The sequence below is a fragment of the Nonomuraea sp. NBC_00507 genome, assembly GCF_036013525.1.
In the GTDB taxonomy this organism is placed as follows: domain Bacteria; phylum Actinomycetota; class Actinomycetes; order Streptosporangiales; family Streptosporangiaceae; genus Nonomuraea.
The window spans coordinates 6776011-6791561 of record NZ_CP107853.1 but is presented as its reverse complement, the minus strand read 5'-3'; the positions used below and the strand labels follow the sequence as shown (position 1 = coordinate 6791561).

The 15551-nt window shown below is 66.1% G+C and carries 8 protein-coding genes and 3 rRNA genes; 3 read left to right on the top strand and 8 right to left on the bottom strand.

Annotated features, from left to right (window positions below):
• Positions 1-22: 22 nt before the first annotated feature.
• The 5 genes from OHA25_RS32765 to OHA25_RS32745 all read right to left on the bottom strand — a co-directional run bounded on the left by OHA25_RS32765 (position 23) and on the right by OHA25_RS32745 (position 9471).
• Positions 23-1150, bottom strand: coding sequence for a hypothetical protein (locus OHA25_RS32765; protein ID WP_327580797.1), 1128 nt, complete (start codon positions 1148-1150; stop codon positions 23-25).
• A gap of 2191 nt (positions 1151-3341) precedes the next feature.
• A 5S ribosomal RNA gene (gene rrf / locus OHA25_RS32760) occupies positions 3342-3458 on the bottom strand.
• A gap of 131 nt (positions 3459-3589) precedes the next feature.
• A 23S ribosomal RNA gene (locus OHA25_RS32755) occupies positions 3590-6695 on the bottom strand.
• A 304-nt stretch (positions 6696-6999) separates the two neighbouring features.
• A 16S ribosomal RNA gene (locus OHA25_RS32750) occupies positions 7000-8522 on the bottom strand.
• The 16S, 23S and 5S rRNA genes sit together here, the layout of an rRNA operon.
• A 505-nt stretch (positions 8523-9027) precedes the next feature.
• On the bottom strand, positions 9028-9471 hold the full coding sequence (locus tag OHA25_RS32745) for a MarR family winged helix-turn-helix transcriptional regulator (RefSeq protein WP_327580796.1): 444 nt from the start codon (positions 9469-9471) through the stop codon (positions 9028-9030).
• Between the two features lie 105 nt (positions 9472-9576).
• Here OHA25_RS32745 and OHA25_RS32740 point away from each other — a divergent pair, with 105 nt between their 5' ends.
• On the top strand, positions 9577-9960 hold the full coding sequence (locus OHA25_RS32740) for a PPOX class F420-dependent oxidoreductase (RefSeq protein WP_305921749.1): 384 nt from the start codon (positions 9577-9579) through the stop codon (positions 9958-9960).
• Between the two features lie 162 nt (positions 9961-10122).
• Positions 10123-11571 carry a glycosyltransferase family 39 protein gene (locus OHA25_RS32735; RefSeq protein WP_327580795.1) on the top strand — a complete coding sequence of 483 codons (1449 nt, stop codon included), beginning with the start codon at positions 10123-10125 and terminating at the stop codon, positions 11569-11571.
• Between the two features lie 105 nt (positions 11572-11676).
• Here the strand turns inward: OHA25_RS32735 and tyrS are convergent, their stop codons facing one another.
• Positions 11677-12942 carry a tyrosine--tRNA ligase gene (tyrS, locus tag OHA25_RS32730; RefSeq protein WP_327591071.1) on the bottom strand — a complete coding sequence of 422 codons (1266 nt, stop codon included), beginning with the start codon at positions 12940-12942 and terminating at the stop codon, positions 11677-11679.
• Between the two features lie 91 nt (positions 12943-13033).
• Between tyrS and OHA25_RS32725 the strand changes: the two genes are divergently transcribed.
• A complete protein-coding gene (locus OHA25_RS32725) occupies positions 13034-13435 on the top strand; it encodes a PH domain-containing protein (RefSeq protein WP_327580794.1) in 402 nt (133 codons plus the stop codon).
• On the opposite strand, the gene OHA25_RS32720 is transcribed toward OHA25_RS32725, so the two are convergent.
• Together OHA25_RS32720 and argH are read right to left on the bottom strand one after the other, a co-directional pair.
• Positions 13375-14121 (bottom strand): DNA-3-methyladenine glycosylase, encoded by a 747-nt coding sequence (locus tag OHA25_RS32720; protein WP_327580793.1) that lies wholly within the window; start codon positions 14119-14121, stop codon positions 13375-13377. The two genes, OHA25_RS32725 and OHA25_RS32720, sit on opposite strands and share 61 nt — an antisense overlap.
• Positions 14103-15551 carry an argininosuccinate lyase gene (gene argH, locus OHA25_RS32715; protein WP_327580792.1) on the bottom strand — a complete coding sequence of 483 codons (1449 nt, stop codon included), beginning with the start codon at positions 15549-15551 and terminating at the stop codon, positions 14103-14105. Before argH ends, OHA25_RS32720 begins: the two co-directional genes overlap by 19 nt.

Here is a 15551-nt window from a genome sequence, read left to right as displayed (position 1 = left end):
GGCGGAGCGCGAGGCCGCCGGCCTAGTCGTCGGACTTGGAGCGGCTCTGGGTGGGCTCGTCGTCCTCGTCCGGCCTGGCGCCGAAGTCGGGCTCGATGAACGCCGGCGTGATGCCCGGAGTCTCCGCCTGCGCCGCCGCGCCAGGGGCACTCTGCTCGGCTCCGGAATCGTCGGAGCTCTGCTCGTCCACGTCTGAGCCGTCCAGAACCTCCTCAGGCTCTGAGCCGTCGAGAACTTCCTCAGGCTCCGAGCCGTCCACGCCCTCCTCGGCAGGCTTGGTGCCGTCCAAGGCCTCGGCAGGCTCGATGTCCTCCGCTTCCCCACCCTGGGTGTCGGCGGGCTCGGGCTCCTCCTTCAGGAGGTCGCCTGCTTCGGCGAGGGCCTCGGCCTCGTCCACGTCCTCCTCCGCCTCGGCAGCGCTCCCGCTCTCGGCCACGCCTGCGTCGTCGAAGTCGTCCTCGTCGTCGAAGTCCTCCTCGACGTCCTCAATGACGGCGCCGGTCAGCTCGGCGTACCGCTCGGCGGCGTCCGTCTCGCCGTCGTCATCGAACGCCATCGCCCGGCCGAACCAGTCGGTCGCCGCCTCCGTGTGCCCGGCCTCGGCCAGCGCGTCCGCGTACGCGAACGCCAACCGTGCCGACCAGGGCTTCGGCTGCGGGTCACGCAGCTCCGGCAGGCGCTGCAGGGTGATCACGGCGGCGTCGTGCTGGCCCAGGTCGCGGCGGGCGCCGGACTCGACGATGGTCAGCTCGATGCGCCCGGCCCGGTCGAGGCGCTCGGCCTCCGGCGACCGTACGAGGTCGATGGCCCGCTCCGGACGGCCGAGCCCGCGCTCGCAGTCAGCCATGACGGGCAGGTACGCCTCCGACCCCGTCAGCCTCCGCGCCGCCCGCAGATCGCTCAGCGCCTCCGAGAAGTGCCCCGCGCGGTACGCGACGATGCCGGCGGCCTCCCGCACGACACCTATGCGGGCGGCGAACCTGCGCGCCACCTTCGTGTGCTCGTGCGCCCGGTCGGCGTCGTCCTCCTCCAGTGCCCGCTCAGCGGCGACCAGGTGCCGACCGACGAGGTCGGCGAGGTCGCCGGGCAGGGAGCGGAGCTCCTCCAGCACTTCCTTGTCCAGCTCGTCCGCTGTGATGTCGGGCGCCACCTCCGGCAGCCGCTCACGCTGCGGCGCTTCGCTCTCCCGGTCGGACCTGCCATACCTGGCGCGAGTGCCCTCCCCGGAACGCTCGTCCCGCCGGTCGCGGTCGTCACGCGAGAACGGCCGTGACGGCCGCTGGCCGCCCTCGGGCCGGGGACCGCGGTCGCCATAACCGCCCTCGCGCCGGGGACCGCGGTCGCCAAAACCGCCTTCTCGCCGCGGACCGCGGTCCTCGCGGAAGCCGCCCTCGCGCCGAGGGCCTCGGTCCGCGTATCCACCCTCACGGCGCGGACCCCGCTGGTCGCGGAAGCCACCTTCGCCACGAGGACCCCGATCGTCACGACCGCCCTCGCCACGCGGACCACGATCGTCACGGAACCCGCCCTCGCGACGAGGACCACGATCACCGCCGAACCCGCCCTCGCGACGAGGACCACGATCACCGCCGAACCCGCCCTCGCGACGAGGACCACGATCACCGCCGAACCCGCCCTCGCGACGAGGACCACGATCATCGCGGAACCCACCTTCACGACCGCCTCCGCGGTCATCACGGAGGCCGCCCTCGCGCGGGGCAGCACGATCGCCGTAGCCGCCCTCGCGCCGGGGACCGTAACCGCCCTCACGACGTGGCCCTCGGTCGTCACGGAAACCGCCGCTCCTGCGCGGACCACGATCGCCGTAGCCGCCTTCGCGCCGGTCGCCGGAACCGCCCTCGCGACGCGCCCCACGATCATCCCGATCCCGGAACGGACGCCGCTCATCGCCCTCACGCCGCCCGCCACGTGCGTCGCCGCCTCCGCCGCCTTCGCTCCTGGGGCCGCGGTCTGCGTATCCGCCCTCGCGCCGCGGACCACGGTCGCCATAAGCGCCTTCTCGCCGGGGACCCCGGTCGCCAAAACCGCCCTCGCGCCGCGGACCGCGGTCGCCAAAACCGCCCTCGCGCCGCGGACCGCGGTCGCCAAAACCGCCCTCGCGCCGCGGACCGCGGTCGCCAAAACCGCCCTCGCGCCGCGGACCGCGGTCGCCATAACCGCCTTCTCGCCGCGGACCGCGGTCGTCACGGAACCCGCCGCCAGGCCGGGCGCCGTAACCGCCGCCCTCGCGACGCTCACCGGAACCGCCGTCACGACGCGCCCCACGGTCATCCCGATCCCGGAACGGACGCCGCTCGCCACCCTCGCGCTGCCCGCCGCGGTCGTCCCTGTCACGGTAGGTGGGGCGGTCATCACCGCGGGATCCGCGCTCCGAACCCTCACGACGCGGCCCGCGGTCGTCGCGGAACCCGCCCTCGCGCCTGGCGCCCCGATCACCGTACCCGCCGCCGCTCTCGCCACGGCCGCCGAATCGGCCGCCCTCGCGGCGATCGCCGTATCCGCCCTCACGACGCGCGCCCCGGTCGTCCCGGCCCTCGTCCCGCCGCGAGCCTCTGTCGTCGCCGGGGCCGGAGGAGCGTCCCCTGTCATCGGAACGGAACGGTCGGTCGCCGCCGCCGGAGTCTCGCCCGCGAGAGCCGTACCCGCCGCTCCTGTCGCTCCCGCCAGAGCGCCTGTCCTCTTGATCGCCGCGCCCGCGCTGTCCGCCGTCCGGTCCGTTATCTCTGTTCACTTCTGGTCCATTTCGTTGGGCTCAACCAGCGGACTCACAACGACGGTCCACCGTGGCTGGTCGCCGCCCGTCCTCGGGCCTTACGCGACGAAGGCCACCCGTGGGGTGGCCCGGTTCTTCCAGCCTAGCAAGCCGGAGAACGTCCACGAGCCCGACTCAAGTCCATGAAGGGGCCGGCCCATAAACGCTCACGAGCCAAGACCGCCTAGCCATCACGTTACGCACTCACGAATGGAAGCGCTCCCCACGGTTGAATCCGCAGGATCCCAGCCGCCGCAACCATGAGGCTATACGGATGATCGGTACGCTTCCGGGCTGGGCAAGCGCGTGCTCCGTCAGTCCGACGGCGAGCAGCGGCGACCCACCCAGCTTGCTTGCCATCACTCAGGTGTTCGACCGCCGCTCACACTGTCGCCACGCAGCGCGACAACGCAAGTCGTTTCCGTAACTGCAGGATGTCCTCGCCTGCAAATCTCGCATCATCTGTTTCGGCGGACTCAGACGATTCGCCGGCAGCATGTGCGTTTCTTACCCCAAAAAAGAGAAAGGCCCCGACCGTGCTGGTCGGGGGCCTTTCTCATCAAAGATTGTCCGGCGGTGACCTACTCTCCCACACCCTCCCGAGTGCAGTACCATCGGCGCAGGGAAGCTTAACTTCCGGGTTCGGAATGTAACCGGGTGTTTCCTTCCCGCCATAACCGCCGTAACCCTGAGAAACAGCCTGTTTGCTGTCTCAGAATTGCATAGTGGACGCGAGCAAGAATTTCTTTGGTGTGGCGCAGCTCCGGACCCGGCGAAGAGTAACAGAGCGCAGCACACACCAAAGCATTATGCTTTGTGGTCAAGTCCTCGGCCTATTAGTACCGGTCAGCTCCACGCGTTACCGCGCTTCCACCTCCGGCCTATCAACCCGGTCGTCTACCGGGGGCCTTACCCACTCTCGTGGTGGGAGACCTCATCTCAAGGCGAGCTTCCCGCTTAGATGCTTTCAGCGGTTATCCCTTCCGAACGTAGCCAACCAGCCGTGCACCTGGCGGTACAACTGGCACACCAGAGGTTCGTCCGTCCCGGTCCTCTCGTACTAGGGACAGCCCCTTTCAAGTCTCCTGCGCGCGCAGCGGATAGGGACCGAACTGTCTCGCGACGTTCTAAACCCAGCTCGCGTACCGCTTTAATGGGCGAACAGCCCAACCCTTGGGACCTACTCCAGCCCCAGGATGCGACGAGCCGACATCGAGGTGCCAAACCATCCCGTCGATATGGACTCTTGGGGAAGATCAGCCTGTTATCCCCGGGGTACCTTTTAGCCGTTGAGCGACACCGCTTCCACATGCCGATGCCGGATCACTAGTCCCAGCTTTCGCTCCTGCTCGACCCGTCAGTCTCACAGTCAAGCTCCCTTGTGCACTTACACTCGACACCTGATTGCCAACCAGGCTGAGGGAACCTTTGGGCGCCTCCGTTACTCTTTAGGAGGCAACCGCCCCAGTTAAACTACCCACCAGACACTGTCCCCGATCCGGATCACGGACCAGGGTTAGACGTTCAAAACGACCAGAGTGGTATTTCACCAATGACTCCACCCGAACTAGCGTCCGAGCTTCCCAGTCTCCCACCTATCCTACACAAGACGCTCCAAACGCCAATGTCAAGCTGTAGTGAAGGTCCCGGGGTCTTTCCGTCCTGCTGCGCGTAACGAGCATCTTTACTCGTAGTGCAATTTCGCCGGGTCTGCGGTTGAGACAGCGGGGAAGTCGTTACGCCATTCGTGCAGGTCGGAACTTACCCGACAAGGAATTTCGCTACCTTAGGATGGTTATAGTTACCACCGCCGTTTACCGGCGCTTAAGTTCTCACCTTCGCCAACCGAAGCTGACTAAGCGGTCCCCTTAACGTTCCGGCACCGGGCAGGCGTCAGTCCGTATACATCGTCTTACGACTTCGCACGGACCTGTGTTTTTAGTAAACAGTCGCTTCCCCCTGGCCACTGCGACCCCCACCAGCTCACAGAGCTAGTCCGATCACCAGCAGAGGTCCCCCTTCTCCCGAAGTTACGGGGGCAATTTGCCGAGTTCCTTAACCACAGTTCACCCGATCGCCTTAGTATTCTCTACCTGACCACCTGAGTCGGTTTAGGGTACGGGCCGCCACAACACTCACTAGAGGCTTTTCTCGGCAGCATAGGATCATCCACTTCACCACAATCGGCTCGGCATCACATCTCAGGCTGAATGGAACGCGGATTTACCTACGTTCCGCCCTACATGCTTACCCCAGGTCAACCATCGCCTGGGCTGGACTACCTTCCTGCGTCACCCCATCGCTTACCTACTACCCGATCGGTCCGAGCGTTCACCCTGACGGCCGTCCCGAAGGACAACCCGAGCTAAGGACTCTTAGCATCACGAGGTTCGATATGGGCGCATTGAAGCGGGTACGGGAATATCAACCCGTTGTCCATCGACTACGCCTGTCGGCCTCGCCTTAGGTCCCGACTTACCCTGGGCGGATTAGCCTGCCCCAGGAACCCTTGGTCATCCGGCGCGAGGGTTTCTCACCCTCGATTCGCTACTCATGCCTGCATTCTCACTCGCACAGCCTCCACAACTAGATCACTCTGCTGCTTCACCGGCTGCACGACGCTCCCCTACCCACCAACAGCACATAGCTGTCAGTGCCACGACTTCGGCGGTGTGCTTGAGCCCCGCTACATTGTCGGCGCAGAATCACTTGACCAGTGAGCTATTACGCACTCTTTCAAGGGTGGCTGCTTCTAAGCCAACCTCCTGGTTGTCTCTGCGACTCCACATCCTTTCCCACTTAGCACACGCTTAGGGGCCTTAGTCGGTGATCTGGGCTGTTTCCCTCTCGACTACGAACCTTATCGCCCGCAGTCTCACTGCCACGCTCTCACTTACCGGCATTCGGAGTTTGGCTGACGTCAGTAACCTTGTCGGGCCCATCGGCCATCCAGTGCTCTACCTCCGGCAAGAAACACGTGACGCTGCACCTAAATGCATTTCGGGGAGAACCAGCTATCACGGAGTTTGATTGGCCTTTCACCCCTACACACAGATCATCCCCCAGGTTTTCAACCCTGGTGGGTTCGGTCCTCCACCCAGTCTTACCTGAGCTTCAACCTGCCCATGCGTAGATCACTCCGCTTCGGGTCTACAGCATGCGACTCAAACGCCCTCTTCAGACTCGCTTTCGCTACGGCTCCCCCACACGGGTTAACCTCGCCACACACCATAACTCGCAGGCTCATTCTTCAAAAGGCACGCAGTCACATCACACACAAGGCGAACCTCATGTAAGCTCCTACGGCTTGTAGGCACACGGTTTCAGGTACTCTTTCACGACCCCTCACCGGGGCACTTTTCACCTTTCCCTCACGGTACTCGTGCACTATCGGTCACCAGGGAGTATTTAGGCTTACCAGGTGGTCCTGGCAGATTCACACAGGATTTCTCGGGCCCCGTGCTACTTGGGATCCCCTCAAGAAGCCTTCAAGATTTCGCCTACCCGGCTCTCACGGTCTACGGCAGCCCTTCCCAGAGCTTTCAACTACCTCGAAGGTTTATCACTTCTTGCAGACTCGGCAGAGACTGCCAGAGGGTCCCACGACCCCGGACGTGCAACGCCTGCCGGCTATCACACACGCCCGGTTTAGCCTCATCCGCTTTCGCTCACCACTACTCACGGAATCACTCTTGTTTTCTCTTCCTACGGGTACTGAGATGTTTCACTTCCCCGCGTTACCACCAACCGCCCTATACATTCAGGCGGAGGCAACACCACATGACTGGTGCTAGGTTTCCCCATTCGGACATCCCCGGATCAACGTCTGGTTGGCGACTCCCCGAGGCTTAACGCAGCCTCCCACGTCCTTCATCGGCTCCTGATGCCAAGGCATCCACCGTGTGCCCTAAAAAACTTGGCCACAAAGATGCTCGCGTCCACTATGCAAATCTCAAACAACAAACAGCAACCGGATCCCAACCCGCAACCGCGAGCTGTTCACCGGTCCTGTGTCCGAAGAAACCGAGCGCAATGCCCGTTCCCTCAGGACCCAACAGTGTGTCCGACACCCCACGCCCCCCGCACCGCCGTTCCCACTCCCACCCCCGAAGGGGGCAGGCGGTACTAGCCGGCCAGCGACCATGTTGTGCCGAGTAGCCAGTGCTCCACTAGTGAGCTGTCACCCCACCACACATTCGGTGGCGATGGGTGAAGATGCTCCTTAGAAAGGAGGTGATCCAGCCGCACCTTCCGGTACGGCTACCTTGTTACGACTTCGTCCCAATCGCCAGCCCCACCTTCGACCGCTCCCCCCAGCAAGCTGGTTGGGCCACGGGCTTCGGGTGTTGCCGACTTTCGTGACGTGACGGGCGGTGTGTACAAGGCCCGGGAACGTATTCACCGCAGCGTTGCTGATCTGCGATTACTAGCGACTCCGACTTCATGGGGTCGAGTTGCAGACCCCAATCCGAACTGAGACCGGCTTTTAGGGATTCGCTCCACCTCGCGGTATCGCAACCCTCTGTACCGGCCATTGTAGCATGTTTGCAGCCCAAGACATAAGGGGCATGATGACTTGACGTCATCCCCACCTTCCTCCGAGTTGACCCCGGCAGTCCCCCATGAGTCCCCACCACCCCCGAAGAGGCGTGCTGGCAACATGGAGCAAGGGTTGCGCTCGTTGCGGGACTTAACCCAACATCTCACGACACGAGCTGACGACAGCCATGCACCACCTGTCACCCAGTCCGAAGAGGGCCCCATCTCTGGAGCTTTCCGGGTGATGTCAAACCTTGGTAAGGTTCTTCGCGTTGCGTCGAATTAAGCAACATGCTCCGCCGCTTGTGCGGGCCCCCGTCAATTCCTTTGAGTTTTAGCCTTGCGGCCGTACTCCCCAGGCGGGGCGCTTAATGCGTTAGCTCCGGCACGGAGATCGTGGAAGACCCCCACACCTAGCGCCCAACGTTTACAGCGTGGACTACCAGGGTATCTAATCCTGTTCGCTCCCCACGCTTTCGCTCCTCAGCGTCAGGTAAGGCCCAGCAAGCCGCCTTCGCCACCGGTGTTCCTCCTGATATCTGCGCATTTCACCGCTACACCAGGAATTCCACTTGCCCCTGCCTACCTCTAGCCGGCCCGTATCCACCGCAGACCCGCAGTTAAGCTGCGGGCTTTCACGGCAGACGCGACCAGCCACCTACGAGCTCTTTACGCCCAATAATTCCGGACAACGCTTGCGCCCTACGTATTACCGCGGCTGCTGGCACGTAGTTAGCCGGCGCTTCTTCTGCAGGTACACGTCAACTTCGTCCCTGCTGAAAGAGGTTTACAACCCGAAGGCCGTCATCCCCCACGCGGCGTCGCTGCGTCAGGCTTCCGCCCATTGCGCAATATTCCCCACTGCTGCCTCCCGTAGGAGTCTGGGCCGTGTCTCAGTCCCAGTGTGGCCGGTCGCCCTCTCAGGCCGGCTACCCGTCGTCGCCTTGGTAGGCCACTACCCCACCAACAAGCTGATAGGCCGCGAGCCCATCCCCAACCGAAAAACTTTCCACCACCACCCGATGCCGGAGGCGGTCGTATCCGGTATTAGACCCAGTTTCCCGGGCTTATCCCAGAGTCAGGGGCAGGTTGCTCACGTGTTACTCACCCGTTCGCCGCTCGAGTACCCCGAAGGGCCTTTCCGCTCGACTTGCATGTGTTAAGCACGCCGCCAGCGTTCGTCCTGAGCCAGGATCAAACTCTCCAAACAATGATCATGTTCGGATGAATCATCCAAGCAATAACCGTCAAAAATGACGGGGTCATACATGTGTGATGCACATGCACTGGCTTTTAACACACTGTTGAGTTCTCAAGAAACGGACGCGTACATCCTCATCGATATCTTGCGATCTCGAGTCGGAGGCGACAGTTTCGTCCCCATCATCTTATCAGGCGAGAAAGTGCCGTGTCAAATCGTGAGACTTGAGAAGCACTGCCCAACCTGCTTAGGATGGTGCGCCCCGTTTCCGGGGCAACCCTCGTAACTTACCGTTCCATCCAGAGCTTGTCGAATCAACCGATTTTCCGGTGACTGCGGCACACCCAGGAACGACTCGGGCTCGAGCACGCCGAAGCGACTCTGCCGAGTGGTTCGTCATTTCAAGGGGCTTGTCCGGGGCCCGTCCGCCTGATCGGCGTCCGGCTCACTCCCGGGGCGAAGTCAAAGATTAGGTCGCGATTCGCGACACGTCAAATCGCCAGGCACGGGCCGTTCACAGCTGCGCCGCCCCGCGCCCGATGGCCTGCTCACATCGGGCCAGCAACTCGCGCAACGTCGCACGCTCCCCCTCGGTGAACTCATCCGCGATGGCCCGTTCGATCACCACGGCCCTCTCGTCCGCCACTTCCACTGCCGCACGCCCGGACTCCGTGAGCCGTGTCTCGAGGACGTTGCGATGCCAGGGATGCGGCGAACGCTCGATGAGGCCGCGTTCCTCCAAGTTCTTGAGCACGACCGTCATGGCCTGCGGCGTCACGAGGCAGGCCCGCGCCAGCGCGGCGCCTGAGATTCCGGGACTGTCGGCAAGCGCGAGCAGCGCCGCGTATTGAGGGACGGTCAACCCGGCGGCCCTGACGGCCAGCTGCTTGGCGGCCATGAGCGACTGCTCGGCACGCTTGATGTCTATGCCGAGCCGGTCACCTGCGGGCATCCCCATGCCCGGACAATACAACCTCATACAATGATACGAACCTTGATAATCATCAAAACCTTGATAAGCTCAGCTCGCTGAAGATCAGGCGCTGAAGGAGAAGAGGGAGCAATGATTCCGAAGAGCCACCTGGACCTGCTGGAGCGACCGCTGTTCGCCCACCTGGCGACGATCGAGCCGGACGGCACGCCCAACGTGAATCCGGTCTGGACAGTGTGGGACGGGGAGTTCCTGCGATTCACGACCACGACGGACCGCCGCAAGCACCGAAATGTCACCCAGAACGCGCACCTGGCGATCTCGATCAACGACCCCGAGAGGCCGTACCGCTATCTGGAGATCCGAGGCGTGGTCGAGCGGGTTGAGCCGGATTCGTCGGGTGACTTCTTCGACGTGCTGGCCACGCGCTACGGCTTGGAGTACGAGCGACCGGTCGGCGATGCGGAGCGGCGCGTTGTGATCGTTATGAAGCCGACACGCACCACCAGTCAGTGACACCGAGGTGATTCGCGCCAATGAGGCCAATGAGGCGGCCGGCGATCACATCTGCCATTTGACCGCCCTTACGCCGCGTATCCTGCCCCGGTGACCACTGCCGCCACTCTTGCACCCCCCGCTCGTCCCGCCCAACGTCTCCGCAGGTCAACCCCGTGGTGGATGGCATTGCTCGCGGGCGGCGCAGCCTTCTCGGGAACGGGTTCCGCCACCTTGAACGGCGACGAGCTGGCCACCATCAGCTTCGCCTCGCGATCGCTGGCGGGTATGTGGGAGCTGGCGCAGCACATCGACGGCCATTTCCTGCCGTACTACCTGTTCATGCACTTCTGGATGAAGGCCGGCACGGCAGAGCTGTGGCTGCGGTTGCCGTCGGCGATCGCGATCGGCGTGGCGGCCTGGTTCCTGACCGACCTGGGGCGGCGCCTGCACTCCACCCGCGCCGGCGTGATCGCGGCCGCCGTCTTCGCGACCCTGCCGTCGGTGTCCTACCTCGGGGCTTTCGCCAGGTCGTACGCGTTCGCGGCCGCGGCCGTCGTGTTCTCCTTCTGGGCGCTGCACCGGGCTCTCGAGCGTCCGGAGGGCAGGCGGTGGGTGGTGTACGGGGTGGCGATCGCGCTGGTGTGCTCGACGCATCTGTTCGCTGTGCTGGCGCTGCCCGCCCACGTGGCGCTGGCCCGCCGGGCGGTGCTCGCGCCGATGCTGGGCGCGCTCGCCGCAGGCTTCGTGCCTGCCGTGGTGCTGGGACTGATCGGGTACGGCGAGCGGCACGCGATCAGCTGGATCCCGCAGCGCGGGCCTGAGGTATGGCTGAAGTTCCCCAAGATGGCGGCCGGGACGACGGCGCTCGGTGTGTTGTTGCTCGCGATGGCGCTGGCCGGCGCGGCGCTGTTGTGGGCGGGCCGGCGTGGAGCTGGGGACCCGGGCTCACCGGCGGATGCCGCGGGATCACCCGCGGGGGGCGCGGGCTCATCGGCGGGCGGCAGGGACAGGGCGTGGGCGCTCGCGCTGGCGGGGTGGCTGATCTTGCCGCCGCTGCTGCTTCTCGCGGTGTCTCACCTGCTCACCCCGGTCTATGTGGACCGGTATCTCTTCGTGACCGCGCCGGCTCTGGCGCTGCTGGCGGGGCTGGCCGTGGCCGCCATCCCGCGCTTCCCCGTGGTCGCGGGGGTGGTGGTCGTGTTGCTCGGGGCCGGGCTGGCCTTTCCTGATCACGTGGAGATCCGGGAGGAGAACGGGCGCTTCGAGAACATCCCGTGGGCCCTTCGCGTGATCAAGGCCGAGCCGGACGATGCGATCGTGTTCGGGCAGAGCCAGGTGCGCCGGGGATTCGACTACTACGCGGACTCCCTGATGCCGGTCGATGTGCTGCGGATCGGTGTCGCGCCCCACCCCGACGGGTTCGGTTATCCCGAGCGGTCCGATGTCTCCGCGGCGCTGGACGGGCGGGAACGGGTCTGGGTGGTATGGCGGGGGACGAAGAAATCGGGGCTGGAGGGTGACGGGATTTCTCGCGTCGGAGAGGTGAAAGAGGCGGGGTTCGAGCTCAGCATGGCCAAGCACTCCGGGGATCTGCCGGGCCTCACCGTGGCGCTGTTCATGCGTCGCTGAACTGCTGAGAGTTCACCGACGGACCCGACCGTCTGCGAAAACACCTCCTACTACGCCGAAGCGGGCCTTCCGCCGCTGGAAAGGCCCGCTTGGCACAAGCGCCTGTCAGCCGACCTCGACGCCGCCGATCGACTTCTTGCCGCGCCGCAGCACCATGAAGCGCCCGTGCAGCAGGTCGTCGGCGGCCGGCACGTACGTCTCGTCGGTGATCTTGACGTTGTTGAGGTATGCCCCGCCCTCCTTGACCGCCCGCCGGGCCGCCGACTTCGACTCCACCAGGCCGCTGTCGGCCAGCAGGTCCACGAACGGCGCCCCCAGCGCGGCGATCTCGGCTTTGGGCACCTCGGCCAGCGCGGCCGCCAGCGTCGAGGCAGGCAGGTCTTCCAGAGCACCCTGGCCGAAGAGCGCCTTGGAGGCCGCCACGACCGCGTCGAGCTCTTCCTTGCCGTGCAGCAGCTCAGTCAGGTCCTCGGCCAGCGTCCGCTGCGCCTCGCGGGCGAAGGGCCGCTCGGCGACGGCCTTCTCCAGGGCCTCGATCTCCTCGCGGCTCTTGAACGTGAACACCTTGAGGTAGTGGATCACGTCGCGGTCGTCGGAGTTGAGGAAGTATTGGTAGAAGGCGTAGGGGGAGGTCATCTCCGGGTCGAGCCAGAGCGCGCCACCCGCCGTCTTGCCGAACTTGGTGCCGTCGGCCTTTGTGATCAGCGGCAGGGTGAGCGCGTGGACGTGCGCGCCCTCGACGCGGCGGATCAGGTCAGCGCCCGCCGTGAGGTTGCCCCACTGGTCGCTGCCGCCGATCTGCAGCGTGCAGTTGTAGCGGCGGTGCAGCTCGAGGTAGTCGTTGGCCTGCAGGATCTGGTAGCTGAACTCGGTGTAGCTCAGCCCCTCACCTTGCAGGCGCGCGGAGACCGACTCCCTGGCCAGCATGCGGTTGACCGGGAAGTGCTTGCCGATGTCGCGCAGGAAGCCGATGGCGCTCAGCTCGCCGGTCCAGTCGAGGTTGCTCACCATGAGGGCGGCGTTGGGCTGGGCGTCGAAGTCGAGGAACCGGCCGACCTGCCCGCGCAGGCGCTCCACCCATTCGGCGACGACCTCGGTCGCGTTCAGGGAGCGCTCGGTGTTGCGGCCGCTCGGGTCGCCGATCAGGCCGGTGGCGCCGCCGACCAGTCCGATCGGGCGGTGCCCGGCCCGCTGCAGGCGGCGCAGCGTGAGCAGCGGCACGAAGTGGCCGACGTGCAGGGAGGGCGCGGTCGGGTCGAAACCGCAATAGACCGTGATCGGTCCCTTGGCCATGGACGCACGCAGCGCGTCGAGGTCGGTGGACTGAGCGATCAGGCCTCGCCACGCGAGGTCATCGAGAATGTCGATCACGGTGCCGGCTTTCATTGAGACGTTGGACGTTGGGTGTTACAAGCGTGCCTGATCGCTTGGGTTGACCGCCACTTGGATACGCTCTGTCTCCATGTGGAGGGTCCGTCGCGAGCTGGCCGTTTTCAAGATCTTAGGGGGTCTGGTATGCGCCGGACTCGCCGTTTACTGGTGGTTGGCAGGCGATGTCCGCGGCGTGATCCTAGCCGTCCCCGCGGCCGTCCTGGTGGGGGCGATGGGGCTGCGTGACCTGATCGTTCCGGTGCGGCTGGCGGCCGACGAGAGCGGGATCACCGTGGTGCACGGGTTCGCGGGCAAGCGGCACGTGCCCTGGGAGGCGATCTGGGACATCAAGGTCGACGTCCGCAGGAGGTGGGGGCTGCGCAGCGGGATGCTGGAGATCGACACGGGTGATCACCTGCACGTCTTCAGTCCTCACGAGCTGGGCGCCTCTCCCACGGAGGTGGCGGCGGCGCTGCGGCGGCGCGGCACGTGAGCTCGGTACGGCGACACGGTCGGGTCGCCGTCGATCCAGAACCGCCACGGCACCTCCTTGGCCGTCGAGATGCCGGTGCGAGGCCCTGACCTGATCGAGGCGGGGTCGGCCGGGTCGCCTTCGAGCATCATGGCCGCTGTGTGGGGCCGGCCGGTCAGCCGGCGGGCGCCGTCCCCGCCGGCCAGGTCCGGCGGGCCTTCCCAGATCGCGTCAAGGCCGTTGTGCTCGCGCAGGAGGCCGAGGGCCACCGCGAGCCTGGCGGGGCCCCGGGCGAGATCCCGATCGGGGATGGACCTGCGGCCGGCGCTGTCCGCCGCGCGCCCGCCGTTGCGCCGCCGGCGTGCCTCGTCGAGACCCGCCACCACCTCGCCCGCCCGCAGCAGCACGGCCGAGCCGCAGCCGTCGGGCAGGCAGACGAGGTTGGCGCAGAAGTGCATGCCGTAGGTGAAGTACACGTACAGGTGGCCCGGCGGGCCGAACATGACGGCGTTGCGGGGCGTCCTGCCCCGGTAGGTGTGCGCCGCCGGGTCCTCGCCCGGGCCGCCGTACGCCTCGACCTCGGTCAGGCGCACGGCGACGTCGCCGTGCGCGAGGACGCGCCCGAGCAGGTCGGGCGCCACCTCGTGCGACGACCTGTCGAAGAAGCTCCGCGGCAGCGGGGCGGAGCTCAGCTGCCCGCCGCCCATGCCGCCTGCGCGTCGACCGCTTCGCGGAGCGCGATGAGCTGGTCGCGTACGCGGTCGGGGGCAGTGCCGCCGTGCGCCTTGCGTGCGGCGAGGGCTCCGGGCACGTTGAGCACGTCGCGCACGTCGGGCGTGAGGTGCGGCGACACCTTGGCCAGCTCGTCGTCGGTGAGCTCGCCGAGGTCCTTGTCGTGCACCTGGCACCACACCACCAGGTGGCCGACGGCCTCGTGGGCCTCGCGGAACGCCACGCCGCGGCGCACCAGCAGCTCGGCCAGGTCGGTGGCGAGCGCGAACCCGTCGGGGGCGGAGGCCTCCAGGCGGGCGGTGTTGACCCGCATGGTCGCCACGAGCCCGGCCATCGCGGGCAGGACGAGCAGGAGCGTGTCGACGGTGTCGAAGACCGGCTCCTTGTCCTCCTGCAGGTCGCGGTTGTAGGTCAGCGGCAGGCCCTTGAGCGTGGTCAGCAGCGACATCAGGTTGCCGATCAGCCGCCCTGACTTGCCGCGGGCCAGCTCGGCCACGTCGGGGTTCTTCTTCTGGGGCATGATCGACGAGCCGGTGGAGTAGGCGTCGTCCATCTCGATCCAGCGGAACTCCTGCGAGGCCCACAGGACGATCTCCTCGCCCAGCCGCGACAGGTGCACCCCGATCAGGGCGGCGGCGAACAGGAACTCGGCCGCGAAGTCCCGGTCGGCGACGGCGTCCATGGAGTTGGGCGCGGCCGCCGAGAAGCCCAGCTCCTGCGCCACAGCCTGCGGATCCAGCGGAAGCGACGAGCCCGCCAGCGCGCCGGAGCCGAGCGGGGAGATCGCGGCGCGCTTGTCCCAGTCGATGAGCCGGTCGATGTCGCGGGTGAAGGCGTGCACGTGCGCCAGCAGCTGGTGGCCGAACGACACCGGCTGCGCGTGCTGCAGGTGCGTCATGCCGGGCGCGGCCGTCTCGGCGTGCTCGGCGGCCTGGGTCATCAGCGCCGTCTCCAGCTCGACCAGCCGGGAGACGATCGTGCGGGCGTGGTCGCGGAGATAGAGACGCAGGTCGGTGGCGATCTGGTCGTTGCGCGAGCGGCCGGCGCGGAGCTTGCCGCCGAGCGAGCCGAGCCGCTCCAGCAGGCCGCGCTCCAGCGCGGTGTGCACGTCCTCGTCGGCGACCGTCGGCCGGAACTCGCCCGCCTTGCAGGCCCGCTCCAGGTCGTCGAGCGCGCCGATCATGCGCTCGAGCTCCTCGTCGTTCAGCAGCCCCGCTTTGTGCAGCACGCGCGCGTGCGCCCTGGACGCCGCCAGGTCGTACGGCACCAGCCGCCAGTCGAAGTGCACGCTCACCGACAGCCGGGTCAGCGCGTCGGCCGGGCCTCCTTCGAACCGCCCGCCCCACAGCCGCATCGGCTTGCCATCACTCACCGTAATCTTCTCCTCCTGTATCCCCCGCGACAT